Below are 23918 nucleotides of genomic sequence, written 5' to 3' on the forward strand. Positions count from 1 at the left end.
TCCGCTGGAAAGACCGGCGTGTTCTTAAGCATACGCTATGCAGCGGTGCGGAGACACGCCTCATCATGGAGGAATACGCAGGCGGGGACGGTTTCGTTCCCTCCCGCCGCGCTCAGTGCTCGTGCTGCATGACTACGGCGGCCACGAAGGCATCCAGGGCGGAACTCTGGCTGCCTGCGCTTCCGGCGTCAAACGGTCCGGACCAGACCTGTCCAAATTCATGGTCCGGTCCTTGGGCATGTTCCCAGATGCTCTCTGCATTGGCCCGGGCAAACTTCGCATAACGGGGATTGGGAAATACCGCATCGAGCGCCATCAGGTTGCGCACAAAGATGCCTTTGAACTGCACCCCGTCGGCCCCGCAGTTGGGCTCACAGGTGTCGTGCAGGATGCCGTTGGCGTCGGTCAGGTGCGTAAGCGCGGCATCGGCAACCGCCTGCGCCGCTGCGGGAAGCGAGGGGTCCGGAGCAGCGCGATACAGCTCGGTCAGCCCTCCCAGAATGACACCCTGGTTATAGGTCCAGGTGTTCTGCTGGTTGTTATGGCACGATGAATCCAACCCATCATTGATGAGCTTCTGCTGGTTGATCATGCCGGAGTTGCTGAACCACTCCCACTCCTTCCGCGCCCAGGCCAGATATTGTCCGCGCTGGTCGGCCGTTGCCCGGCGCGCCAGATGGGCAGCCACGGAAAGAAAGAGTTCATTGGCGATGGCGTTCTTGTATTGCCTGTCCTTGTTCCACCAGATGCCGCCGCCGCAGGTCGAGTCCCAGCCTGTGGTCATGTCAGAAAAAATGGCCGCGGCCATTGCCAGATATTCCGGTCTTTGGGTCAGGTCATAGACGTCCACCCAGGCCAGCGCCCACCAGCCTTCATCGTCATAGTATTTGTTGAGGAACTGGGCGGAGGTCTTCTGGGCCTGCGTGAAGGTATTGGAAAAAACCGGCAGAAATTCCCGGCTGTGCGCCGCACGCGAGTAGTTGGCCAGGACCGTGATGGCGTTGGCGGCGTTCCACCAGCCTGTGGTCTGATAAAGTCCCGTCTCCGGCGCATACCAGGATTGCAGGGTCCGGATGCCGTCGCGGGCCTGTTCCAGCAGGTCCGGAGCAGGCTGCTGTGCGCAGGCGGCAAAGGGTGCGGCAAGCAGGATGGCGGAAAGAAGCAAGCGGGGGAGGGCCACCGTGTCTCCTTATGGGAACGTTTCCATCTACGCAGAAAGACTAGCCCCGGGCCAGAGGAATGTCAATCCATGCTTCCAGGAGCAAGGCTGGGGCTCCATGCATGTCAAATCTCATGTAGGCTTTTGCTCAGAAATGAATTTCTCAGCCGTCGAAATTGCGCAGCTTCAGGACCGCTACACGGCGCTGTGGCATGAGCAGGATGCTGTGATGCCGGAAGAGGACCTGCCGGCGGATTTTCTGAAAACGGTCGTGGCCCAGCATCGGGCAAATTTTGAGTTGTGGCATACCGAGGACCGGGCGCGGACTCCGGACGCGACAGACCACGATCTTGCTGCAGTAAAGCGGGCGATTGACCGCATCAACCAGAGACGCAATGATTTGGCCGAGCGCTGCGATCTGCTGCTGCTGGAGGCCCTTGACCGGCTTGGTCTGCCCAGGCCGGATGCGGAGCTGCATTCAGAAAGTCCCGGACTCATGATTGACCGGCTCTCCATCCTGGCGCTCAAGCTCTTCCATACGAAAGAGGAAATCCACCGCGCGGGCGCTCCAGAGGGCCATGCCGAGCGGAATCGCCAGCGCTATGCCATTCTGCAGCAGCAGCGCGAAGACCTGGTCGGCTGTCTGGACCGTCTCTGGCAGCAGACCCTGGGTGGCGAGCGTCGCTTCAAACTCTACCGGCAGCTCAAGATGTACAACGATCCGGCGCTGAATCCGGCGGTGTATCAGAGCAGGCAGAAGGAAAAATGAATGCGGTTGGAGTGAAGAGAGAACCAGGCGGGACACCTGAGATTTGACTCTGGCCCCGCTTCTGCGTATAAAAACGAGTTCAACGGGAAAATTTCCCACATGTGCGCGCACTAGCACGGCATGTTTCAATAAAAATCAGGGAAAATCATTAAGTATGCAAGAGATTCGTCAGGCTGGTTCCCCCCGGCGCAACGCCCGTGCCGTTGCCAGCCAGGGACACTCGACCATCGGCAAAGACCATGAGCAGGCACTCAAGCTGTATCAGGGCGCGGTACAACTGATGCAGGAGTCCAGGTTTGATAAAGCGCGCGCTGCGTTTGAGAAGCTGTTGCCGGTAGCGCCTCCGGAGCTGGTGGAGCGGACAAAGGTCTACCTTGCCGCCTGCGAGCGCCAGATGCGGCAGGAGCGCCGCTCCTTTGCGACGCTGGGTGAAGAGTATGATTACGCCATCTCTCTTCTGAACACGGGTGACTATGAAGAGGCGCGCGATCATCTGGAGGGTATTCTCAGAAAAGATCAGAACGCTGATTTTGCCCATTATGGCCTTGCCGTCCTGAACAGCATGACGGGTCAGGCAGAAGAATGCCTGGAGCATCTGGCCGCGGCCATTCAGTTGAATCCGCAAAACCGCATCATGGCCCGCACGGACTCCGACTTTCAGGACATGGCGGATGATCCGCGTTTTACTGAGCTGCTCTATCCGGAAGCGCCGTGAGAGGGGCGCACCGCATCCGCGTCACCTGCAGAACAGGAGCGCGCGCTGTTGAAGCCTACACCAGTCATGCATTCTGCCCTTTCCGCATCTGCGCCTGAAGCGGCCCCTTCGCCGGCACAGGCAGGGCTGCGGGTGGTGGCCCTCGGCGGGGGCACCGGTCTTTCTACGCTGCTGCGAGGGCTGAAAAAATATGCCCCGCCGGCAGGTGCACCCGCGGAAGATCATTCCGGGCCAATTCGCGACCTGGCGGCGGTGGTTACGGTCACCGACGATGGAGGGTCCAGCGGACGCCTGCGCAAGGACTTCAACATGCTTCCTCCGGGCGACCTGCGCAACTGCATGGTGGCGCTCTCTGAGGACGAGCACCTGCTTTCCCGCCTATTCAGTCACCGGTTTCAGTCTGGAGGCGATCTCGAAGGCCACAGCTTCGGTAATCTTTTCGTGATTGCGCTCACCGAGATGACCGGGGACTTTGCAGAAGCGGTCCGGCTTTCGGCGGAGATCCTGGCCACGCGCGGGCATATTTATCCGGCGACCACGGCCAACGTCACTTTGGCCGCAGAGATGGACGATGGCGAGATCGTGCGCGGAGAAACCAGAATCACGGCGTGTCGGAAGCAGATTGTTGAGCTGACCATGGAGCCGCCGGATGCGGCGCCCCTGCCGGAGACGCTGCATGCGATTGCTCATGCCGACCTGATTACGGTCGGGCCTGGCTCTCTCTATACCAGTGTCATCACAAACCTGCTGGTGCGGGGAATCCCGGAGGCCCTGGCCCAGGCGCGGGGCCTGCGTGTCTACATCTGCAACCTGATGACCCAGGCCAATGAAAGCCTGCATCTCACAGCATCGCAGCACATCGAGCGCATCTATGAACACACTGGGATGCCGGTTTTTGATTACGCACTCATCCATACGGGTGAGGTCTCAGAAGTGCTGCGGCAGCGCTACGCTGCAGAAGGGGCCGAGCCAATCCGCCCCGACATTGAGCGGATTGAAGCCATGGGGATCCGCTGCATCACCGGCGATTTTGCTGCTGAAGGCGATGTTCTGCGTCATGATTCCGAGCGCGTGGCCAAGCAGGTCCTGGATCTGGCGCTCAAAGCCAGGGCCGGGCGCTGAGTGCCTTTGCTGTACTGAGAGGGTATTTCTCCCTGTGCTTCTAAAATAGATTGCTGTGACGGCTATATCTGGGCTCCCTGTCCTGAACAACACAGTCCATTCGCATGAGAGTTTCCGCGCTTCGCAGGAGCTGGAGAAAAGGCTGCGGGCCGTGGTCCGCGGCGAGGTGCGTTTTGATGCCGGCTCCCGTGCGCTGTACGCGACCGATGCCTCCAACTATCGGCAGGTGCCGATTGGGCTGGTGGTTCCGCGGGACGCAGAGGACGTCATCGCTGCCCTGGCCTGTTGTCGCGAATTTGGCGCCCCGGTATTGGCGCGGGGTGGAGGGACGAGTCTGGCTGGACAGTGCTGTAACGTTGCCGTGGTGCTTGATTTTTCCAAGTACATGCGCGGCATCCACTGGCTTGATCCGGAGAGGAAGCTGGCGCATGTGGAGCCTGGCATCGTGCTGGACCGTGTCCGTGAAGCGGCCGAGGAGCACCATCTGACCTTTGCCCCGGACCCGGCCACCCACAGCCGGTGCACGCTGGGAGGCATGATTGGCAACAACTCCTGCGGCGTCCATGCCCTGATGGGCGGCAAGACGGTGGACAACATTCATTCGCTCGATGTGCTGCTGTATGACGGGACGCGCATGACGGTCGGCGCGACGCCGGAAGAGGAGCTGCAAGCCATCATGGCTGCAGGCGGCCGCAGGGGCGAAATCTATGCGGGGCTGCGCCGTATCCGTGACCAGTATGCGGAGCTGGTCCGCCAGAAGTTTCCACGCATTCCGCGCCGCGTTTCTGGATACAACCTGGACGAACTGCTACCGGAAAACGGCTTTCATGTAGCGCGTGCTCTGGTGGGGACCGAAGGGACCTGTGTGACCGTGCTGGGGGCCACGCTGCATCTGACGCCCAGCCCTCCGCACCGCCGCCTGGTGGGACTCGGCTTCGCCGACCCCTTCATCGCGGCCGACCATGTTCCGTTTGTGCTGGAATGGAAGCCCATCGGGCTGGAGGGCTTCGATGGAATGCTGGTGGACTTCATGCGCCGCAAGCGATTGGCGCTGGATGACATCACGCTACTGCCGGAAGGTCGCGGCCATCTGCTGGTCGAGTTCGGAGGCTGGACGCCGGAAGATGCCGAGGCCCAGGTCGATCGCTTTCTGACAGCAGTCAAGGAAGTCCCCACGCAGGCGCGCCGGTATACACAGGAAGAAGCGCCGCGGGTCTGGCATGTGCGCGAATCGGCGCTTGGCTCAACGGTATTTGTTCCCGGTGAGCCGCACGGATGGGAAGGCTGGGAGGACTCTGCTGTTCCGCCGGAAAAGCTGGGCGCGTATCTGCGGGAAATTTTTCATCTCCTGGACGAGTTTGGCTATCGCACGCCGATGTATGGGCATTTCGGGCAGGGCTGCGTGCATATGCGCATCAATTTTGACCTGGAGAGCGGGGCGGGCATTGGCAAATTCCGCGCCTTCCTCGACCGCGCAACGGACATCGTTCTGAAGCACGGAGGCTCGATCTCCGGCGAGCACGGTGATGGGCAGGCGCGCGGGGCGCTTTTGCCAAAGATGTTTGGCCCGGAGCTGATGCAGGCCTTCCGCGAATTCAAGGCGCTGTGGGACCCCGAAAACAGGATGAACCCCGGCAAGATGGTCGATCCGGTTGCCGTCTATGAGCCGCACGAAAATCTGCGCCTGGGGGCGGGCCATCGTCCGGCAAAACCAGAGACCTACTTCCAGTTTCCCCAGGACCAAGGCTCATTTGGCGAGGCCACGCTGCGCTGTGTGGGAGTGGGAGCATGCCGGAAGCAGGGGCCGGGAACGATGTGCCCGAGCTATATGGCGACGCGCGAAGAGATGCACTCTACGCGCGGACGCGCGCATCTTTTGTGGGAGGCGCTCGAAGGCGGAGTGCTCACGAAGGGATGGGACGACGACCACGTGCGGGAAGCTCTGGACCTGTGCCTTTCCTGCAAGGCCTGCAAGAGGGAGTGCCCCGTCAACGTGGACATCGCAACATACAAGGCCGAGTTCCTGGCCCACTATTATGAGCGCCACCGCCACCCCCTGCGCGACTATGCCTTCGGGTTCATGGACCGCTGGGCACATCTGGCTTCGGTGCTTCCTGGTCTCACGCCGCGGCTTGCAAACCTGCCGCTACGGCTGCCCGGTGTGAGTGACATGGCCAAGGGCCTGCTTGGCATCGCTCCACAGCGCAGGCTGCCGCGTTTTGCACCCCGCAGCTACCAGAGCGGATTGAGAGAAAACAACCGTCCTGCGCAGGTGCTACTGTGGCCTGATACCTGGAACAACTACTACCATCCAGAGGTGCTTGCTGCCGCCCGCCAGGTGCTTGAGGATGCCGGATTCTCTGTTACCAGCCCGAAACGGCATGTCTGCTGCGGGCGGCCTTTGTACGACTTCGGATTTCTTCGCCAGGCCCGCGCTTATCTGGAAAACACCCTGCGCCTCTTCGCCCGGGAGATTGATGCCGGAATGCCTTTTGTCTTTCTGGAGCCGAGCTGCGCCAGCGTCTTCCGCGATGAGCTGCAGAATTTTTTCCCGTCCGATGCGCGCGCCCGGCGGCTGGGAGAGCAGTCTTTGCTGCTCAGCGAGTTTCTGGTCCGGCACGCGCGGGAATACCGACCACCCTCGCTGGCCGGCAGACGCATCCTGCTGCATGGCCACTGTCACCACAAATCGCTGATGAAGATGAGAGATGAAGTGGCGCTGCTCCATGCGGCGGGCGCCGAAGTCGAGCTGCTTGATTCAGGATGCTGCGGCATGGCCGGCCCATTCGGTTTTGAGAGGGAAAAGTACGAGATTTCGCAGGCGCTCGGCGAGCGTGTCCTGCTGCCGGCCGTGCGTCAGGCGGCCCCGGAGACCTGGATCGTGAGCGACGGCTTCAGTTGCCGCGAGCAGGTGGCGCAGAGCACAGAGCGGCGTGCTCTGCACCTGGCCGAGGTGCTGGCGGCGGGATCGCGCTGAGAGGCCGTGCCGTTTGGCCGATGCAGTCGGGCGGTATATCATCAGAAATTGGGGTGTTACTCCCCCGCGATTCCGGCACAGACCCTCAAGCCTGCTTTTCGTTCCAGTCATCTGAACGCTCCAGCCGCAAGAGGGAAAGTGTGCAAAGCAGGCATTAGGGTGATGCGAGCAAAGACAGCGGTCGTACTGGGCGCCCAGTGGGGCGATGAAGGCAAGGGCAAGATTGTAGACGTGCTTTCCGGCGGATTTTCTGCCGTGGCGCGCTATGCCGGCGGGCACAATGCCGGCCACACGGTCATCATTGGTGGTCAGAAGTTTATTCTGCAGCTGATTCCCTGCGGCATTCTGCGTCCTGGCTGCAAGGCCGTCATCGGCAATGGCGTGGTGCTGGACCCCATGGCCTTCCTAAAGGAAGTGGGCAAGCTGCGCGAACTGGGCGTGGACGTGGACCGGCATCTGTTTGTCTCCAACCGCGCACAGGTCATTCTGGAATACCATCGCATGATCGAGCTGGCGGCCGAGAGTGCTCCCGGACGGCAGAAGATCGGCACGACCAGCCGCGGCATTGGCCCTGCGTATGAAGACAAGATGGCCCGCAATGGCCTGCGCGTGGTGGACCTGCTGAATACCAATCTGCTGAAGACGCACATTGAAAACGCCTGCCACGAGAAAAACACGATTGCGAATGCGCTCTTTGGGGCCAAGCCCCTCGATCCCGCCAAGATGTACGATGAGTACGCCAAGGCGGCCGAGCAAATTGCTCCCTTTGTGACCGATACGGCTGCGCTGCTGAACAAGACCATCAGCGAAGGCGGCAGCGTGATGTTCGAGGGTGCGCAGGGAACCATGCTCGACATCGACCACGGAACGTATCCGTTTGTGACTTCGTCGTCGGCGACTGCAGGCGGGGCCGTTACCGGCACCGGGGTGGGGCCGACGAAGATCGGCACCGTGATTGGCGTGACCAAAGCCTATGTTACGCGGGTGGGCGAAGGGCCTTTTCCGACGGAAATCTTTGACGGCGCCGGCGAAACGCTGCGCGCCCGCGGGCAGGAGTTCGGCGCGGTGACCGGGCGTCCGCGGCGCTGCGGATGGCTCGACCTGCCGCTGCTGCGCTACTCCAACCAGATCAACGGGACCGAGTGGCTGGTTGTCACGAAGCTCGACGTGCTCGACACCCTGGAAGAAATTCCGGTCTGCACCGGTTACAAGATCAACGGCAAGCTGGTGGAGACGATGCCGGCCGATGTCCGTGGACTGGAAGCCATTGAGCCTGTCTATACCAGGCTGAAAGGCTGGCAGTCCTCAACCGAAGGCATTACGGAGTTTGAGAAGCTGCCAAGGCTGGCGCAGGAGTATCTGCGTTTTCTGGAGAAAGAGTCGGGGGCAAAAATCGGAATGATCTCCACCGGCCCGGACCGCGACCAGACCATGCTGCTGCCGGAGTTTGCTGCGGCGCTCGCAGAAATACGCGGATAACGGGAAACGGTCCCGAAGCTGGCGGCAATTCCTACTGAAGGACGGTTACGCCGGAAGCATTGGCCTGCTCGTGCGCATGGTAGGATGAGCGCACCAGCGGGCCGGACTCCACATGGCGGAAGCCCATCTTGAGCGCCTCCTGCTTCATGAAAGCGAACTCATCCGGAGTATAGTAGCGGGCCATGGGCAGGTGGTCCCTGGAGGGCCGCAGGTATTGCCCGATGGTAAGCACATCGGTCCCCACTGCCGCCAGGTCGCGGTAGACCTGCAAGAGCTCCTCCATCTCCTCACCCAGGCCAACCATCACGCCGGATTTGGTGGTAATCGTCGGGTCCTGCTCCTTGGCGTATTCGAGCAGGCGAAGCGTACGCTCATATCGTGCGCCCGAGCGGACTGCGCGATAGAGCCGCGGTACGGTTTCGGTGTTATGGTTAAGGATCTCCGGACGTGCTGCAACGACCGTACGGATGGCCTCTTCATTTCCCTGAAAGTCGGGAACCAGCACTTCCACCTGGCATCCGGGTGCCTGTTTGCGGATCTCCTCGATCACCATGGCGAAGGCGCGCGCGCCGCCGAGGATATCGTCGTCGCGATTCACGCTGGTGATCACAGCAAACTTCAGTCCCAAAGTCGCGACCGCTTCGGCCACACGGCGCGGCTCATCAAAGTCAATGGCGTCGGGACGGCCCTTGGGTACGGCGCAGAAGCCGCATCGCCGCGTACAAGTGTTGCCCAGCATCATGAAGGTGGCCGTGCGATGGTTCCAGCATTCGCCGATATTCGGGCAATGGGCCGACTCGCAGACCGTATGCAGATGGAGGCTGCGCGCCAGCTTCTTAAGATCGTGATAGTTGTCGCCCATCGGGGCGCGGGCCTTCAGCCATTCAGGCTTGGGGGCGGGCTTGCGGGGAGCAAGATCAATCTGTACCAGTTCGACGGCTGTGGCCATGGCAACCTTCTATTGTACAAGGTCATTCGGACGGGCCTTTTTTCTCGGGCAGTACAGGGAAAGAAAAGCGCGGGTAATAAACCAGGTCCATCGTGGCGCGGCCTTCTTTGATATGGAAAGCCTGGTCCACTGCAACATGGGAAAAGACCTGCGTGGTCTTTGAGACGGGCCAGAAAATCTCCAGTTTCTCAATGGAAGCGGCCTTGCCCACTCCAATATGCTGGCGCAGGGGATTTCCTCCAAAACTGGAGCCATATCCCACGGTGCGATACACATGACGTACCGTGCCCTGATCGCGGAAGGTCAGCGCAATGCGTGCTCCAAAGGCTGCGCGGTTGGTCTGTACGCCTTCCAGCTTGAGTGTGATCCAGTGGTTACCGTGTCCGGGATTGCGATAGAGGACCGGCTGGTAGGTGTCGCCGGGAAATGCGCCGCCCATCTCTTCAATGACGTCTTCGTTGCCGTTGTTTTCGATGTCGGCAAAGGCGATGCCATGGCCTTTCTGCAGGTGGCCAAATCCGCCTGATGTTGTCACATCCTGAAAGTCCTTGCCGTTGTGGTTGCGAAACATGCGATTGGGAAGCAGTGCTTCATATTCCGGCTCTCCGGTACCGAGATAAATGTCGAGCCAGCCATCGTTGTCGAGATCGCCAAAGTTTGCGCCCATGGGAAGGATGGCGCGGTCAAGATGTGCTTCCTTTGCGACTTCTCTGAATGTTCCATCGTGATGGTTGAGATAAAGACGCGGCGTGCCAGCGCGAAAAGGGTTTCCAACTTCAAAGGCCCCTACGTCGTTCAGAGTGAAAGCGTAATAGCCAAGGTCAACGATATCGGGCCATCCGTCGTTGTTGTAGTCGAAAAACCACGCAGCAAAATGGTCGCCATGGTCTGACAGCTGCGCCTGCGCCGTCACATCCGTAAATCTGCAATTGCCTCCGGGAGCGGTCTCGTTGCGAAAGAGATGGTTGTCGCCGCCCTTGACGGAGACATAAAGGTCCGGGCGCCCGTCGTTGTTGTAGTCTCCCCAGGCCACGCCCTTTACATATCCGAGGTTGGCCAGCCCGCACTGCGCGCCCATTTCCGTGAATGTACCGTCGTGGTTGTTGTGGAAAAGCAGCGACGGTCGCGATTCGCGGCCGATGAAGAGGTCGAGCCAGCCGTCATTGTCATAATCCGCCCAGGCCGCCGTCTGCGTAGGTCCGTTGTAGAGCAGCCCTGCTTCCTCTGTGACATCATCGAATGTTCCGTTGCCGTTGTTTTTCAAAAGCGACACAGGATATTCGCCGAACTTGTCCCACCATCCCCCGCGCAAGACCAACACATCAGGATGGCCGTCATTGTTGTAGTCGGTCTCCACGATGTTGAGGCCGCCGAGTTCGCCGATGAGGCCTGCCTGGCGGGTGCGATCGCTGAAAGTCCCATCGCCGTTATTGTGGAAGAAGCGTATCTGGTCCAGCGGACCGGACGAGGAAAGCACCACATCCAGCAGGCCGTCGCCATCAAAATCGTCCACAAGGATGCCCCCGGCATGTTCTGTTACTCCCAGGTTCGCCTGCGGGGCCACATCTGGAAATTCACCAATGTCATCTTCAGAGGCAAAGCGGCTTTCCGGAACGAGCCACTGCTTGGGTACCTTCGCCGGATACTGTCCCAACTGCATGTAAGCAATGTTCAACAGCCATCGAGAAATGTCGTCCTTCGCATCATGCTGCAGAAGCCAGGTGTATTCGCGCACCGCGCCTTCGGCCCCGCGCGTCCGCATATGCACGCCTGTGCCTTTGATGGGGAAAATGCAGGACTTCTGCATGTGCATGTCATTACAGTTTTCTTGCTCGCCCAGACGCAGATAGGCGATGGCAAGACTTCTGTGCCAGTCGCGCTCGGCTTCGGGAGGCAGACGCAGGCCGCGCTGGCGGACGAAGCTGCCAAGCTGTTCGAGTTCGTCGACCGACGCGGCGCTGTCTCCGGCGCGCAAAAGCTCTTTGCCCAGTTCCAGACGAACGGTGAACTGTTGTTCCGGGGTCAGGTCTTTCTGTAACAGTGCGCGATAGTATCGCGTGCGCTCGGAAGGCTTGTTCGGATCGCTCTTCCAGTCGCTCTGCGCATAGATCCGGCGGAGCCGCGCCTCCATCTTCGCTGTTCCCGGCGACTGATAGAACCCCGCCTGCTGTGGCACCGCGGCCGCAGCCGCTCCGATGGCAAGGGAAAGGAACAGCGCGTAACGCATCAATCGAACTTTAGCACTGATGCAGCCATTATCGCAGCCGCTCCAGCACTTCCGGCCGCACCAGGTAGAGAAAGAAGATCAGGTTCACCACCACCATGACGATTAGCTGCGCCTGGTGGAACCGGAAGACCATATATGTCCCATAACACAGAGAAAGGAACGCGGCGGACAGGGCCAGCGCCCAGCCCCATCGCCGTTGCTGCAGCAGGCCGCTGGCCGCAGCAGCAAAAAGCGCACACACGATAATGACCATCCAGGGAAAGCGGTGTGTGATGACTCCAAACAGTCCGATGCCGCACAGCAGCAGCAGCCACAGTGCGATGACGGCCATTCCTGGAAGTGGACCTGAGATTTCTTTGTTCATAACGTATGCAGGTAAGCCAGAAGCGCCTGCAACTGCTCCTCGTCCATCGTATTCCCCATGGCGGGCATCATGCCGCGACCATGCTCAATGATATCGGTCACCCGATCATCGTTCGCAGGAGCACCGTTGCGCAGATATTTCTTTCGATACAGCCCAAAGAGCCCCGGCCCGTTCAGGCCGGAGGTGCTGTCTACACGATGGCAGCGTGCGCAGCGTCCCACAAAGACCTGCCTGCCTTGCGCTTCCAAGGGAGTGAGCTGGTCCAGCGGCTTGGATGGCGGCAGAGAGGGGCCGCATCCCAGCGCCGCCAGGACCATCAGCAAAACAAACCACCATTGCATGCGAAGCAAGCCAGGACCACCTTCTGATATCTTTACCGGATTTCGTCCAGAAACTGAAGCACCCGTTTCAGGACCAGCGTCGTCGCGGCTTCATCGTAGGAGGGAAGACTGCTGTCGGTAAAGATGTGTCCTTTACCCGGATAGAGGAACAACTCTGCCGCATTCGCATTGGCTACGAGTTTGCGTGCGGCAAACAGATCGCCGCCGTCCATAAAGACCTTGTCGGTGTCGTAGGCGTGGATCTGGACCGGCACGTGCAGCGGCCAGTAGGGGCCAAACTGGGACACCGGGGCGCATCCGTGAAAGAAGAGCGCTCCGGCCGCTCCCCGGCGGGTCTGCGCCAGTTTCTGAGCAGGCAGTACGCCGAGTGAAAAGCCAGCGTAAACCAGGTTTTCCGGCAGCATGTCGGCGGCCCGTACCCCGCGTTCCACAATGGCCTGGATCCCGATTTTCATCGCATAGTGAAGCCCGCCCTTCATCTCTTCAAAGATGCGGCCTTCGTAAAGGTCAGGGACATGTACGGTGTGGCCCGCCTGCCTGAGTCTTTCAGCGAACCTCAGGACGCCGGCTGTGCGCCCGTGCGCATGATGGAATAGCAGTACTTCGGCCAAGTTGGTCTTCTTTTCGGGGCTTTGAATCTTACAGTAGTGCGCGGAAGTCTCTCATTATTTCATGTTCAGAAGAATTTCTTTGGCGCAGATCCAAAGGGGGGTTAAAACGAAAGTAACGTCATCGGCCCTCGTTTTCAGCTAAATTTAAGCGATGCGTGGACCTGGTTTGATGAATCTGCGTTCCAAAATGTTCCACGTGGAACATTTTGAGTAAAGAACCAAATCTCCTGTCTCGGCCCAACGCTTGCTCCAATTCCAATATGGACGATTCCAGCTCGCAGCGTGGGGGAATGTTCCACGTGGAACATTTTATTGTGCCAGCGGAGGCGCACAATCGCAAAACTCAGTTCCCTGCGGCAATGGCCTCCGCGATCCTGTCCATGGCCTCGCGGGTGGTGTCTGTTCCGGGTGAGTGCTGATTGCACAGAATGGAAAACACCAGGGTGCGCCCGCTGGCAGCAATCAGATACCCACTTAAACTGCGCACCTCCGCCAGTGTTCCGGTCTTGGCAAAAATTCTGCCCTTGAGCGGGCTGGTTTGAAAACGGTTGGCGAGAGTGCCATCGACTCCTCCCACTGGTAACGACGAGCGGTAAACATCGCTCCAGGGCTGGTGTGCCGCATAGAGCAACAGAGTGGTGGCTGCGCGTGGCGTAATGACGTCCTGTGGTGAAAGTCCGCTTCCATCCACGAAGAAAAAATCCTCCGGAGAGACCCCGGCCGAGATGAGAAACTGCCGCACCACGCGCGCTCCCTGCGCAATCGAGCCGTCGTCGCCCTCGGCCTTGCCCAGGATGCGCAGGAGCATTTCGGCGTGCAGGTTCTGGCTCACTTTATTGACTACCGTCACAAGCTGGCCCAGTGGGGGCGAGGAGCGTTGGGCCACAATCTGTGCGCCTGCGGGTGGAGAGAAAGGCAGTTGCTTGTCCGTCCAGGGCCTTAGCGTAAGCGGCTGGTGGGTCTCTGCTGTAAAGTCCGTGGTATCTCCTGAGAGCCGGTGGGCCACCTGGACCAGGCCCGATGCGGGAATGCCCTTGGCCTCCAGTGCCTGCACAAAGGCCTGTCCGGCGAACCGGGCCGGGTCCTGTACGGCGATTCCGTATTCCTGCTGTTTGCTGCCCTCCGGGAGAGAGCCATAAATGCGCAGCAGGCGCTGGTCTACCTGCCGGTCCAGGCCCAGGTGCGGCTGCGGGCCCATCGGCGCGGTGACTGCTTCATTTTTGAGCAAGGTCGAGTCGTCCGGCAGCGCAGGGTCCCAGGCAGGAATGACCTCATCGCCTGCCCTGACTCCGGGACGGACCGTCAGCAGCCGCGCGTTGTCATTAAATGCCAGCGCGGAGACCGGCGCACCATAGTCCCACATCAGGTCGTCCTGCCCCCAGCCCTGCCCATAGCGCTCGTAAACGAAGAGACTGTCGTCGGCAACCAGGGTCCCGTCGAGTGCCCGGATTCCTTTCTCCGCCACCTGGCTGGCTAGCTCTTCAAGCGGTTGCAGTGCATCTGGCGAGAACTCGGTGTGACTGCTATAGGGGTAGGTCCGGCCGGAAAGCGAAGGGTCTCCGCCGCCGATAAGGCGCAGCGAACCGTGCAGATGTCCGGCGGGGTCTACCGGACCTTCAGCCACGACATAGGTGTTCAGACGGAAATCCGGTCCCAGCAGGGCGAGCGCAGCGGCCGTAGTAAAGAGCTTTGCATTGGATGCGGGCTGGAAGTACTGCTTGTCGTTCAGTGCGTAGACCGGCGTACCATCCAGTCGGACCACGGAGATGCCCCAGTGTGCGCGCGCCACCATCGGGTCACTCAGAATGGCCTGGACCTGCTGCGCCAGAGACTTTGGCTTCGCATGATGTCGCGTCTTTCCGCAGACCGGCAGCGTAGAGCCAAGAACCATCAGGCAGGCGAGGAAGGAGTGGAGGGCCTTCGTGAGCATTTTTGTCCTTGCCGCGAAGTGTAGCATTTTCCTATGGGCTTTACGCGGCGAGAAGAACTCTGCTGGAAGGTGCGGGGCCGCTCTCTGATGCTGGGCAGGCGGACGCTGGTCATGGGCGTGCTCAACGTGACCCCCGACTCCTTCTCTGACGGTGGGCGATTTTCGGACCCAGATGCTGCCATTGCCTATGGCCTGCGGATGCTGGAGGAGGGTGCCGACATCCTCGACATTGGCGGCGAGTCCACCCGCCCCGGTCGCGCTCAGGCCCTCTCTGCCGGTGAAGAGCAGGAGCGCGTCCTTCCGGTCCTGGAAGGCATTCTGAAGGCCCGGCCGGATGCCGTCGTTTCTGTGGACACCTACCGGGCATCTACGGCCCGGGCCGCGGTGCTGGCCGGAGCGGAAATCATCAATGACGTCAGCGGATTTCTCTGGGACCCGGAGATGGCCGCGACCTGCGCACAACTGAGGTGCGGCGTCGTACTCATGCACACCCGCGGCAGGCCGGAGGAGTGGAACCAGCTTGCCTCTCTTGCTCATTGCGAGGTCCTGCCCCTGGTCCTGCGCGGGCTGCGGGAGAGAATGCAGGCCGCCCTGGCGGCAGGCGTTGCGGAAGAGAACATCGTCCTCGATCCGGGATATGGGTTTGGCAAACGCCTTGACGAGAACTGGCCCCTGCTGGCCGGGCAGGACCGCCTTTTGGAGCTTGGACGGCCTCTGCTGGCCGGGGTATCACGAAAGTCGTTCCTGGCTGCTGCGCTGGGCCCTTTCTACAGGCAGAAGGATGTTCCGGTAGATCAGCGGCTCCATGCCACCGTCGCGGCTTCTACGGCAGCCATCCTGGCCGGGGCCTCTCTTGTGCGCGTGCACGATGTCCGTCCTGTTGCTGAGGCGGCGCGGGTGGCGGATGCCATTCTGGACGCCGCAGACAACGCAGCCACGCACCCGGGCTGCCGATAGGATGTGCTAGTGCTTTTCCCGCTCACCGGCATCGTGCATACGGCTGGCCTCAAAGCTGACGATTTTCCATTGCCCCAGCCTTCGGTTGTAGACCCGGGTATAGCGGTACTTTCCGCTGATGTCGCGCGAGCCATTGGTGCCGGTCAGATCCGCACGCGAGGTGACGACGGCAGTATCGCCATAGATGCGAACCTTCATGTCATTGAGGTCCAGCGACGTGATGTGAAGCGTCCCGGCGCGGCGTAAAGCCAGGGCCTCGGCCTTGGTTTCGATGGTGCCATTGGCGCTGATGCCGATGTAGTCCTCGGCCAGCAGCCGGTCCATCACACTCACGTCGTTGTTCAGTTGCGCCTGGCGCCATTGCATCTCCAGCGCCTCGATCTCTTTGTGTGCTTCACGCCCGCCGTGGTGCGGCAGAGAAGCCATGGCCGACTGGGGAGCGAGCCAGAGCCAGGCCGCGAGAAGAAAGAACAGGCCCCCCACGTCTTTCATGGCTGAAAGTGAGGTGCGGACGCGAAAAAATGTGCGCATGTGCGTATCGGATGTTATTCCGGATTTCCGCTGTGAGTCAAAAAGAAATTCCAGAGCGACCATTTTCGACTTTGAATGCGGAATCCAGTGGACTGGATGGAAACCAGTCAGCATATTCTCTTGGACGCGGCCCGCTGCGGTTCCGTGGTATTCGCCCGGCCCCGCTGCTTCCTGTTTAGGCAAGGCTGCGCGTCGCCAGGTCCACCGTGACCTGATCATCCGGGGTCTTGGTGGTGGCCCCATCATAGGCCGGGTGGTATTCCACGCGCAGGGTCTGCGGATTCACAACCACCCTCAGATAGCCATAATTTGTATCGTCATAACTCTCCAGCGTCAGCGAGCTGTCAATCGGATACGGCGTGCGTATCGGACTTCCATTGACATCTGTGCGCATTTTGGCCAGCGCATGGCCACCGTTTCCGCATACAAGATAGGGGACCTGCATATTGTTCACCCTCCGCGTGTAGCGCTGGTAGTTGTGGGCGTGTCCGGAAAAGACAGCGTGGGGCCAGAAGCCGGCCGCCTGCGCCGCTGTATCCAGGTCCTGCGACATCCGCGGGCTCCCGCCGTGATTGGTCCCGCCTGTATAGGGCGGATGATGGACCGCAACAATCACCGCTCCGGCGTAGTTTTCCGTCCTGCATCGGGACAGCGCCGCCTGCAGAAAGTTGAGCTGCACATCACTCAGAGGCCGCGTGCCGCCTTCGCTGGAAATCACTCCGGGGTCTTCCAGCACATTCGAGTACAGGCCGAGAATGCGCACAAAGGGCGCATCCAGGGTAAAGTACACTCCCGGCGCTGTCATCGCCGTGCGCAGCAGGCCCCCCGCTTCACTGGTGTGGGTGGGCGAACTGGCGCAGAAGTTGCGTAGAAAGGCATCGAGTGAAGGAGCGGAGTCGCCGGAATAGACCAGTCCATCATGGTTGCCGGCAATGGCGATGATCGGCCCCTGGTAGTTCCGATATGGCTCATAGAACTGGTCGTAATAGTATTTCGCCTCCCCGAAGCTGTAGACCACATCGCCCAGGTGGAAGAAGAAAGAGGGAACGTCGGCCGGATTGGATTCACTGAAATCGGAGACCATTTTGTCGGCCACCAGTGACTGGGTTTGGGGACCGATGACGCTGCCTGTGTCTCCCACAGAGTGAAAGACAATCTGCCCTGCCTGCTGGAGCGTACTTACTTTGGCCGCGCCCTGGCTCCCATAGACCTCCTCCAGCGTCAGCACCGGTTCCGTGGCTCCTCCGCGCGCTGTGGGAATGGGCTGCACCAGGCTGTTGTTGACCTTCTTGTAGAGGCCGGAGTCGGACGGGTGCGGCGTTTTGAAAGACGAAGGGTCTGGACTGGGCTGTGGTTGCCCGAAGACCGGGTCCGTCGCATCAAGAGTGGGCGAAGGGGTTGGCCTTTTCTCAGGGTGGGATTTTTTAGGGTGGGACGGTTTTTGAGAGTGGTGCGGCGGTGAGTGTTTTTTCATGGAAGTGCTTCTGGATTTAAGATGCTCAACCCTGAAGATACGCCCATCGTCATAGTGAAAGTCATGAAAAAAACGTGACACGTGTTCTATGGAGAAGGTTGCGCACTCTGCCGATGAAAGTGCTAAGAAAATTTGGCGGAATCAAAGAAGTCTCTTGTACTTTATGGAATTTTCATACATCACTAAACCAGGAAGAATGACTTTCCCGAGGAAAGAGGGTCCTTTTCGATAGGTGCTTTCCTCAGGCAGGAAGCAAGGAGGAAGTCAACGATGGTGCCAGAAGACCATGCCCTGCGCCAGTTCTTTCATGAAGTAGTGGGCGAGTGCTACAGCGAATATCTCCGCATGGAGGACAACGAAATTGCCGCCTATGTTGCAGATCTGCTGACGGATTTCTGCTCCGCTGACCGGTTGTATCCCATCCGGGACGCTGAAGGCCGGCGGCTGAGGGACGTAGGAGAGATGCTACTGGCATCTGATCCGGTGAACGGTACGGCCGCATCGTTTAATGTGGAGCGGCGCATCCGCAAGCATATCGGTGATTACGCACTCTTCTGCACAGGCATGTATCCGGAGGCGGTCCACAAATGGCGGGAAAACGAAAGCGCCAATCTGTACGAGATGATTCGCACCGGCAAGGAGAGCTACTACATCGTCTCTCAGTTTGACCTCTTTGAATATGCGGAGGAGGCCCCGCTTTTCGGACGCCTTTCAGAAAACTTTGAAAGCTGTATGTATGGTCTGAACTACGTGCGGGAGGAACTGGAGCGCAGGCTGCCGGGACGGCCGAATCCCGGCCAGAAATTTCTGATGTGATGGAAGCACAACCGGTACAGAAATGAAAGCCGCCTGGTCTGGCGGCTTTCGTCTTCATACCTGCATGATTTCGGCTTCCTTCTTTTTGGCCATCTCATCCATGCGTTTGATTTCCTCATCGGTGAGCTTCTGGATCTCTTCAAGCGAACGCTTCTCTTCGTCTTCTGAGATCTTCTTTTCCTTCGCTGCCTTCTTAATCAGCTCATTCCCATCGCGGCGGATATTGCGCACCGCAGTCTTGTGATCTTCCAGCACACGGCTTAGGTGTTTTACCACTTCCCGCCGGCGTTCTTCAGTCATGGGCGGCACAGGTACGCGGATGATCTTGCCATCGTTCTGGGGGTTAAAACCCAGGTCTGAGGCACGCAGGGCCTTTTCAATCTCGGCCAGAATGCTCACGTCCCAGGGCTGGATCACAATCGTGTTGGCGTCGGGAGTGTTCAACTGCGCCACCTGGTTCAGCGGAGTGGGCGTGCCATAGTACTCGACCTTGACCTGGTCGAGCATGGCCACGTTCGCCCGTCCGGTGCGGGTGGAGGCCAGATGCGCCTGAAAGTCCTTGACTGCCTTGTCCATGCGCGTCTTCAGTTGCTGATGCACTTCCTTGAGGGCCGGAATGCCGGCCATAACTGAAACTGCCATTGTCTTCTTCCTTTGAAATAAGAAGCTGCAAAAGCAGTATTTTACTTGTCAGACGGGGCCAGCGTCATCTGCCTGCCTGACTAGGGCTTGTCTTGCGTGTCTGCATCGTCGTCCTCCACCAATACCGCCGATGCTCCCATCAGATTAAAGCTCACTGCGGCCTGTCCGTCGGGCTGGAAGGTGATGCGCAAAGGCTCGCGCTGCCAGACGGGGGGCCCGCAAGCGCCAGCAGAGTGGCTGGACGGGTCCCAGGGGCCGAGCTTTTTGGCCAGCACTGGTTTACGCGCTGCCACCTGCGCCACAACGGCATACAACTGGCGTCCGCTGGCGGAGAGGCCGCAATAGGCAGCATAATCGCGAAACCAGGAAACACGGGAGACGGCCGGGTCGTAGTCCGGAAGCCTGACGGCGGTGATGTGTCCGGTGGACCGGTCTACAAGCAGCCACGGACCGCGCTGCCATATCCATTGCCCGGATTTGTCACCTGGCAGCGCATCGTTCAAGCGGAGTGCGCGGCGCACGGCAAAGGTGCGGTCGGTCACGTCGTGGACCTCGCCCGTAGTCCATTCCTTCAGTTTTCCATCTACCAAAAGGGGGCGCACGCGCAGCTCTTTCTCATCAGCGTTGGCTCCGGCTGGGTCGCCTTGCACCGAATAGGGCACCCGTCGCACCGTTCCCAGGCCCACAGTGTGAGACTTTGAAACTGCGAATGCAGAAATTGCAATCAGAAAGCAGAGGAGGAGCAACGGCCGGGTCATGCCCTTACAGGCTAGGGGCCGGAAAAAGCAATTCCAAGTTACGGAAGTGACTTGACGGACAGCGGGCAGCAGCAGGCCGTTTCGGAGTAAAGTATCGGCAATGAGGAAACACTGGGTATGGTGGGCCGCCGGAGTGGCCGTGCTGGTCCTTGTTTTCTACCCCAAGGAACTGATGGTTGTGCCTGCCTATCGTGTGACGCTGGAGGACCAGTTTGGCAAGCCGCTGGTCCATGCTGGGGTCAGCGAACTGTGGCAGCAGACCTCGGCAGAACGTCAGGAGAACCTGGCCCAGGCTTTTACCAACGCTCAGGGGGTGGTTGAGTTTCCAGAGCGCGCAATCCGCGCGTCCCTGGCCCGGCGCATGGTGGGATGCTTTGCGTACCTTGCCCGCGAGGGGCTGGCCGCAACCTGCGGTAACCGGTGGTCCATCACGGCAGCAGGGGACTACAAGGAGCTGGACCGCACGGAAACGGTGACCGGGATCTTCAGGAAAGAACACTCGCTGGTGCTGACGCTGAAGCAGTGCGACCTGAATGAGCCTGGGGTCTGCTAGCGACGGGACTGATACAATCATCAGTTCACTATGCCAGTTTCACCTGTACTGCTGGTCCACGGAGGCGCGTGGGCCATTCCCGATGAGATGACGGAAGCGCACGAACGCGGCGTCCGCCGCGCCCTTGAAGCCGGCCATGCGCAGCTGGCCCGCGGAGGCCATGCCCTGGATGCGGTGGAGGCTGCCGTCGCCGTTCTGGAGGACGACGATACCTTCGACGCCGGACGAGGCAGCTTTCTCACCCGGGACGGGCGTGTCCAGATGGATGCGTTGCTGATGGATGGTGCGACGATGCGCGCCGGCGGCGTGGCCTGCGTGGAACGGTTGCGCAACCCAATCCACGCGGCGCGTCTGGTGCTGGAAAAAAGCCCGCACGTTTACTTCGTCGGACCGGGCGCCGAGGAGTTCGCGCAATCGCATGGAATGGAGCTCATCCAGAATTCCGAGCTGGTGCTGGAGCGCGAACAAAGGCGTCTAAAAGAAGCGCAGGCCAAGGAGCGCGCCGGACTGCCTGACCTTACCTTTGCCGGTGACGATAAGTCCCCGGAAACTGCCGCGCATCTTGCCTCCCATGACACAGTAGGTGCGGTGGCCCTGGATGAAAAGGGAAATCTGGCTGCCGCCACTTCGACGGGAGGCACCCTGAACAAGGCCCCGGGCCGTGTAGGGGATTCCTCGCTTATCGGATGCGGATGCTACGCCGACAATCTGAGCGCTGCCGTGTCGCTGACAGGATGGGGTGAACCCGTCATGAAGCTGGTCTTAGGAAAATGGGCCACGGACCGTGTGCAGCAGGGCCGTTCGCCGGAACAGGTGGCGCCGGAGGCCATCGCTTATCTTTACAAACGTATGGGCGGACACGGCGGCATCATTCTGCTGGACCCAAACGGCCGGTATGGTCTGGCCCACAATACTCCGCGGATGGCCTGGGGAATTTATGATGCGCAGGGGATACGGACAGGGACCGCCATCGAATAGCGTCTACGGAGGGACGAAACAGAGGCCCTCGCCGGAACGAGGGCCTCTGTTTGCAGGGAGAAACCTGTTACTCAGTCGCGGCTTCGACGGCCACAAAACGACCAAGGTTTCCGCGGTCTACGAATTTGACGATGCCGTCAATCTTAGCGAAGAGCGTATCGTCACTGCCGCGGCCCACATTGCGGCCAGGCTTAATGCGTGTTCCGCGCTGGCGGACGATGATGGACCCGCCAGTGACGAACTGGCCGCCGAAGGCCTTCACACCAAGCCGCTGCGCATTGGAATCGCGGCCGTTACTGGAGCTTCCACCGCCTTTTTTATGTGCCATTTGCTAATCCCTCGTATCAAAAATCTGGGCGCAGCCTGTGCTACGCGGTATAGGTGTTGCCGTCCACCTGAATTTCGTTGATGCGGACCTGGGTGAATGCCTGGCGGTGCCCCTGCAGCTTTTTGTACTGCTTCTTCCGTTTGTAGTGGAAGACCAGGACCTTGTCACCACGTCCTTCACCGAGCACCGTAGCCACCACTTTGGCAGAAGAAGGCTTTGCTACTTGTCCTGCGTCTCCGGAGACGGCCAGTACATCACTGAACTCAATCGCGCCATTTTCGCCCGCAGCGGTTTTCTCAATCTTCACCACGTCGCCGGGTGCGACACGATATTGCTTACCACCTGTGCGGATGACCGCGTACATAAATCCTCCAGCGCCTGGCTACAGGCGCGCAAACTTATTGAAAAATGGGCAGATACATGCTTGCCTCGCAATCATCTGATGCGTCATCAGGAAGTGCGCAAAGCCTTAGGCGCGCACGAGGCAACAGGCAGGACCGCCAAACCAGATTAGTTTACTGGTTTCCGCGTCCAAGGTCAATTCAGAACGGCATTCGCGCTGAAAAGATCAGACCGTGGTCGTAGCTGTGGTAGGCAGAGGTGGCAATCTGCATTCCCGCTCCCAGAGTAAGCCCGACCCGGTGGTGGAGCGGCCAGCGGGACACAATCCCGGGCGTGACAAAGTTCTGGACCTTTCCGTCATTCGGGCCGCCCTTGAAGAAGGTGGAATTAAATTCCGTCTCCGGCCACCAGTGCGGATTCGCCTTCCATTGCAGCGTGGTGTTCCAGGCAATGGGGCGACCCAGTTTGTCTGCGTTGGCGACGGGCAGGGTAGCGCCCAGCGTAGATTGCACATCAAAGCGGCCGAAGCCTTTGCCGCCGGCCAGAGTGGGCGAGATGGTCGCATCGGTGCTTCCATTGCTGTAGCTTCCGGTCGGAATGCTTCCTCCTAGGAAGGCAGTCAAGATGGCATTGTGGGCCTCTTCATTGCTTGCGTAAAAGCGGTACTTCATGACAAAGGAAACGTCGCCGAAGCCGTCTTTCGCGGTGGGTGCGTTGTGCTGAATATAAGGAGGCACGTTCAGCAGCAGTTCGATCCGCCGCGCGGGGATCAGCTCCAGGCCCTTACCACCGCCGTAGTTCCAGGTGTCTGTATGCTTCGGCGTAATCTGACGGTTAAAGTCCGTGCGGAACTCCTGCTCCAGGCGCGGTGTAACAGTGGCCAGTGGAGTGACCCAGTGAGGTTGCTCGGACTGGGTACGGCTGACCCTCTGCTGCCAGCGGTCAACAAACGATTGCTGCGCATTCGCAGAAAACAGGGTGCAGACGGAAAGCAGGACGAGAAAAACTTTCTGGTGGAAGTTTTGCAAACTTAATCTCCCGGGAAGACTTAAAACGATTCTATACAAATTGAATCGTTATTCATGCATCATTTCAGCTTGTTTTCGATTGTTTGTCGCTATAGCGAAATGGAGAGGCCCTGCACACTACACAATTTGGGCGCCAAGTGGCATTCTGGAAGCGTCGAATCCTGCGTCTTGAGCGCATCTCCGAAATGTAGTCAGGCCAGACTACCCCAACCGCGACAAAGGACAAATGCATGTCTCCATCGCACGACTCCGAAGGATCCAGACCCGTATTCGGGAAATTTACCCGGCGTTCGTTTCTCACCCAGCTGGGTGCTGCCGGACTTGCTGTCACGACGGCGCCGCTGGCCAACGCTGCTCCGGCCGCCCCGCAGGCGGAAGCAGAGACTGCCACGACCATTCCTGGTGCCGTACCTGTCACGCTTAAGGTCAATGGGCAGGTGCACAGGCTGATGCTGGAGCCGCGGGTGACGCTGCTGGATGCACTGCGAGAAAATCTCCAGCTCCCTGGCACCAAGAAGGGATGCGACCATGGCCAGTGCGGTGCCTGTACGGTCCACGTGAATGGACGGCGCGTGAACTCGTGCCTGAGTTTTGCCATCATGCACCAGGAGGATGAAATCACCACGGTGGAAGGGCTGGCGCAGAATGGCGAGCTGCATCCGATTCAGGCAGCGTTTATCGAGCACGATGGCTATCAGTGCGGCTACTGTACCTCGGGGCAGATCATGTCTGCGACGGCCTTGCTGAAGGAGCCTGTCGGCAAGGAAGACAGCGATGTGCGCGAGGCCATGTCCGGCAACATCTGCCGCTGTGGCGCGTACAACAATATTGTTGCCGCCGTGCAGCAGGTGCGGCGCTCGGCCTGAAA

The 23918-nt window shown here is 59.7% G+C and carries 24 protein-coding genes; 10 read left to right on the plus strand and 14 right to left on the minus strand.

Translation table 11 applies throughout. From position 1 onward, the window contains the following. Positions 1 to 112: 112 nt before the first annotated feature. Positions 113 to 1180 carry a glycoside hydrolase family 76 protein gene (locus tag N655_RS17845; protein ID WP_238324571.1) on the minus strand — a complete coding sequence of 356 codons (1068 nt, stop codon included), beginning with the start codon at positions 1178 to 1180 and terminating at the stop codon, positions 113 to 115. A gap of 133 nt (positions 1181 to 1313) precedes the next feature. Here N655_RS17845 and N655_RS0107390 point away from each other — a divergent pair, with 133 nt between their 5' ends. The 5 genes from N655_RS0107390 (at position 1314) to N655_RS0107410 (ending at position 8221) form a co-directional block, all read left to right on the plus strand. Next, positions 1314 to 1928, plus strand: coding sequence for a DUF4254 domain-containing protein (locus N655_RS0107390; RefSeq protein WP_026442465.1), 615 nt, complete (start codon positions 1314 to 1316; stop codon positions 1926 to 1928). Positions 1929 to 2082: 154 nt separating this feature from the next. Next, the gene (locus tag N655_RS0107395) at positions 2083 to 2643 is read left to right on the plus strand and encodes a TPR end-of-group domain-containing protein (RefSeq protein ID WP_026442466.1); all 561 of its coding nucleotides are present in this window, start codon (positions 2083 to 2085) and stop codon (positions 2641 to 2643) included. A gap of 66 nt (positions 2644 to 2709) precedes the next feature. Beyond that, the gene (locus N655_RS0107400) at positions 2710 to 3765 is read left to right on the plus strand and encodes a gluconeogenesis factor YvcK family protein (protein ID WP_026442467.1); all 1056 of its coding nucleotides are present in this window, start codon (positions 2710 to 2712) and stop codon (positions 3763 to 3765) included. Positions 3766 to 3820: 55 nt separating this feature from the next. Continuing rightward, the gene (locus N655_RS0107405) at positions 3821 to 6742 is read left to right on the plus strand and encodes an FAD-binding and (Fe-S)-binding domain-containing protein (RefSeq protein ID WP_026442468.1); all 2922 of its coding nucleotides are present in this window, start codon (positions 3821 to 3823) and stop codon (positions 6740 to 6742) included. Between the two features lie 162 nt (positions 6743 to 6904). Next, entirely contained in the window at positions 6905 to 8221 is a 1317-nt protein-coding gene (locus N655_RS0107410; RefSeq protein ID WP_044934153.1) for an adenylosuccinate synthase, read from the plus strand. Between the two features lie 31 nt (positions 8222 to 8252). Here the strand turns inward: N655_RS0107410 and lipA are convergent, their stop codons facing one another. From lipA to dacB, 6 genes are all read right to left on the minus strand, one after another. Then, positions 8253 to 9170, minus strand: a complete 918-nt coding sequence (lipA, locus tag N655_RS0107415) for a lipoyl synthase (RefSeq protein ID WP_026442470.1) — start codon at positions 9168 to 9170, stop codon at positions 8253 to 8255. A 22-nt stretch (positions 9171 to 9192) separates the two neighbouring features. Further along, the gene (locus N655_RS17850) at positions 9193 to 11397 is read right to left on the minus strand and encodes a CRTAC1 family protein (protein WP_049961317.1); all 2205 of its coding nucleotides are present in this window, start codon (positions 11395 to 11397) and stop codon (positions 9193 to 9195) included. Positions 11398 to 11425: 28 nt separating this feature from the next. Then, entirely contained in the window at positions 11426 to 11728 is a 303-nt protein-coding gene (locus tag N655_RS0107425) for a DUF2127 domain-containing protein (RefSeq protein WP_162173517.1), read from the minus strand. Between the two features lie 29 nt (positions 11729 to 11757). Beyond that, the gene (locus N655_RS0107430; RefSeq protein ID WP_026442472.1) at positions 11758 to 12102 is read right to left on the minus strand and encodes a c-type cytochrome; all 345 of its coding nucleotides are present in this window, start codon (positions 12100 to 12102) and stop codon (positions 11758 to 11760) included. 32 nt (positions 12103 to 12134) lie between these two features. After that, on the minus strand, positions 12135 to 12740 hold the full coding sequence (locus N655_RS0107435; protein ID WP_081823626.1) for a dienelactone hydrolase family protein: 606 nt from the start codon (positions 12738 to 12740) through the stop codon (positions 12135 to 12137). A 316-nt stretch (positions 12741 to 13056) separates the two neighbouring features. Further along, complete coding sequence (dacB, locus tag N655_RS17855; protein WP_049961318.1) at positions 13057 to 14643, minus strand: D-alanyl-D-alanine carboxypeptidase/D-alanyl-D-alanine endopeptidase; 1587 nt, start codon at positions 14641 to 14643, stop codon at positions 13057 to 13059. A 33-nt stretch (positions 14644 to 14676) separates the two neighbouring features. Between dacB and folP the strand changes: the two genes are divergently transcribed. Continuing rightward, the gene (gene folP / locus N655_RS17860; protein WP_044934156.1) at positions 14677 to 15600 is read left to right on the plus strand and encodes a dihydropteroate synthase; all 924 of its coding nucleotides are present in this window, start codon (positions 14677 to 14679) and stop codon (positions 15598 to 15600) included. A 6-nt stretch (positions 15601 to 15606) separates the two neighbouring features. On the opposite strand, the gene N655_RS17865 is transcribed toward folP, so the two are convergent. After that, entirely contained in the window at positions 15607 to 16131 is a 525-nt protein-coding gene (locus N655_RS17865) for a nuclear transport factor 2 family protein (protein ID WP_162173518.1), read from the minus strand. A 175-nt stretch (positions 16132 to 16306) separates the two neighbouring features. Continuing rightward, positions 16307 to 17605 (minus strand): metallophosphoesterase family protein, encoded by a 1299-nt coding sequence (locus N655_RS17870; protein WP_049961320.1) that lies wholly within the window; start codon positions 17603 to 17605, stop codon positions 16307 to 16309. Positions 17606 to 17875: 270 nt separating this feature from the next. On the opposite strand from N655_RS17870, the gene N655_RS0107460 reads away from it, so the two are divergent. Then, positions 17876 to 18421: a hypothetical protein gene (locus N655_RS0107460; protein ID WP_026442474.1), complete on the plus strand. Its 546-nt coding sequence runs from the start codon at positions 17876 to 17878 to the stop codon at positions 18419 to 18421. Positions 18422 to 18475: 54 nt separating this feature from the next. On the opposite strand, the gene frr is transcribed toward N655_RS0107460, so the two are convergent. Together frr and N655_RS17875 are read right to left on the minus strand one after the other, a co-directional pair. Next, positions 18476 to 19063: a ribosome recycling factor gene (frr, locus tag N655_RS0107465; protein ID WP_026442475.1), complete on the minus strand. Its 588-nt coding sequence runs from the start codon at positions 19061 to 19063 to the stop codon at positions 18476 to 18478. 80 nt (positions 19064 to 19143) lie between these two features. Beyond that, a complete protein-coding gene (locus N655_RS17875) occupies positions 19144 to 19821 on the minus strand; it encodes a hypothetical protein (protein ID WP_044934159.1) in 678 nt (225 codons plus the stop codon). A 100-nt stretch (positions 19822 to 19921) separates the two neighbouring features. Here N655_RS17875 and N655_RS0107475 point away from each other — a divergent pair, with 100 nt between their 5' ends. Together N655_RS0107475 and N655_RS0107480 are read left to right on the plus strand one after the other, a co-directional pair. Then, positions 19922 to 20374, plus strand: coding sequence for a hypothetical protein (locus tag N655_RS0107475; RefSeq protein WP_026442476.1), 453 nt, complete (start codon positions 19922 to 19924; stop codon positions 20372 to 20374). 30 nt (positions 20375 to 20404) lie between these two features. Next, positions 20405 to 21352, plus strand: a complete 948-nt coding sequence (locus N655_RS0107480) for an isoaspartyl peptidase/L-asparaginase (RefSeq protein WP_026442477.1) — start codon at positions 20405 to 20407, stop codon at positions 21350 to 21352. Positions 21353 to 21419: 67 nt separating this feature from the next. Here N655_RS0107480 and rpmA read toward each other — a convergent pair whose 3' ends face one another. From rpmA to N655_RS0107495, 3 genes are all read right to left on the minus strand, one after another. Further along, on the minus strand, positions 21420 to 21680 hold the full coding sequence (rpmA, locus tag N655_RS0107485) for a 50S ribosomal protein L27 (RefSeq protein ID WP_026442478.1): 261 nt from the start codon (positions 21678 to 21680) through the stop codon (positions 21420 to 21422). 40 nt (positions 21681 to 21720) lie between these two features. Continuing rightward, positions 21721 to 22044, minus strand: coding sequence for a 50S ribosomal protein L21 (gene rplU, locus N655_RS0107490; RefSeq protein ID WP_026442479.1), 324 nt, complete (start codon positions 22042 to 22044; stop codon positions 21721 to 21723). 178 nt (positions 22045 to 22222) lie between these two features. Next, positions 22223 to 23050 carry a hypothetical protein gene (locus N655_RS0107495; protein WP_026442480.1) on the minus strand — a complete coding sequence of 276 codons (828 nt, stop codon included), beginning with the start codon at positions 23048 to 23050 and terminating at the stop codon, positions 22223 to 22225. A gap of 230 nt (positions 23051 to 23280) precedes the next feature. Here N655_RS0107495 and N655_RS0107500 point away from each other — a divergent pair, with 230 nt between their 5' ends. Beyond that, complete coding sequence (locus N655_RS0107500) at positions 23281 to 23916, plus strand: (2Fe-2S)-binding protein (protein WP_026442481.1); 636 nt, start codon at positions 23281 to 23283, stop codon at positions 23914 to 23916. Positions 23917 to 23918 lie beyond the last annotated feature (2 nt).

Source organism: Pseudacidobacterium ailaaui (genome assembly GCF_000688455.1).
Lineage (GTDB): Bacteria > Acidobacteriota > Terriglobia > Terriglobales > Acidobacteriaceae > Pseudacidobacterium > Pseudacidobacterium ailaaui.

Coding starts and splice junctions, on each gene's coding strand:
- N655_RS17875 (WP_044934159.1), bottom strand. CDS start 19,821: ATGACCCGGCCGTTGCTCCTCCTCTGCTTTCTGATTGCAATTTCTGCA.
- N655_RS17850 (WP_049961317.1), bottom strand. CDS start 11,397: ATGCGTTACGCGCTGTTCCTTTCCCTTGCCATCGGAGCGGCTGCGGCC.
- folP (WP_044934156.1), top strand. CDS start 14,677: ATGGGCTTTACGCGGCGAGAAGAACTCTGCTGGAAGGTGCGGGGCCGC.
- N655_RS0107460 (WP_026442474.1), top strand. CDS start 17,876: ATGGTGCCAGAAGACCATGCCCTGCGCCAGTTCTTTCATGAAGTAGTG.
- frr (WP_026442475.1), bottom strand. CDS start 19,063: ATGGCAGTTTCAGTTATGGCCGGCATTCCGGCCCTCAAGGAAGTGCAT.
- N655_RS0107500 (WP_026442481.1), top strand. CDS start 23,281: ATGTCTCCATCGCACGACTCCGAAGGATCCAGACCCGTATTCGGGAAA.
- N655_RS0107480 (WP_026442477.1), top strand. CDS start 20,405: ATGCCAGTTTCACCTGTACTGCTGGTCCACGGAGGCGCGTGGGCCATT.
- N655_RS0107410 (WP_044934153.1), top strand. CDS start 6,905: ATGCGAGCAAAGACAGCGGTCGTACTGGGCGCCCAGTGGGGCGATGAA.
- N655_RS0107425 (WP_162173517.1), bottom strand. CDS start 11,728: ATGGCCGTCATCGCACTGTGGCTGCTGCTGCTGTGCGGCATCGGACTG.
- N655_RS17865 (WP_162173518.1), bottom strand. CDS start 16,131: ATGCGCACATTTTTTCGCGTCCGCACCTCACTTTCAGCCATGAAAGAC.
- dacB (WP_049961318.1), bottom strand. CDS start 14,643: ATGCTCACGAAGGCCCTCCACTCCTTCCTCGCCTGCCTGATGGTTCTT.
- N655_RS0107395 (WP_026442466.1), top strand. CDS start 2,083: ATGCAAGAGATTCGTCAGGCTGGTTCCCCCCGGCGCAACGCCCGTGCC.
- rplU (WP_026442479.1), bottom strand. CDS start 22,044: ATGTACGCGGTCATCCGCACAGGTGGTAAGCAATATCGTGTCGCACCC.
- lipA (WP_026442470.1), bottom strand. CDS start 9,170: ATGGCCACAGCCGTCGAACTGGTACAGATTGATCTTGCTCCCCGCAAG.
- N655_RS0107400 (WP_026442467.1), top strand. CDS start 2,710: ATGCATTCTGCCCTTTCCGCATCTGCGCCTGAAGCGGCCCCTTCGCCG.
- N655_RS17870 (WP_049961320.1), bottom strand. CDS start 17,605: ATGAAAAAACACTCACCGCCGCACCACTCTCAAAAACCGTCCCACCCT.
- rpmA (WP_026442478.1), bottom strand. CDS start 21,680: ATGGCACATAAAAAAGGCGGTGGAAGCTCCAGTAACGGCCGCGATTCC.
- N655_RS0107475 (WP_026442476.1), top strand. CDS start 19,922: ATGAGGAAACACTGGGTATGGTGGGCCGCCGGAGTGGCCGTGCTGGTC.
- N655_RS0107430 (WP_026442472.1), bottom strand. CDS start 12,102: ATGCAATGGTGGTTTGTTTTGCTGATGGTCCTGGCGGCGCTGGGATGC.
- N655_RS0107390 (WP_026442465.1), top strand. CDS start 1,314: ATGAATTTCTCAGCCGTCGAAATTGCGCAGCTTCAGGACCGCTACACG.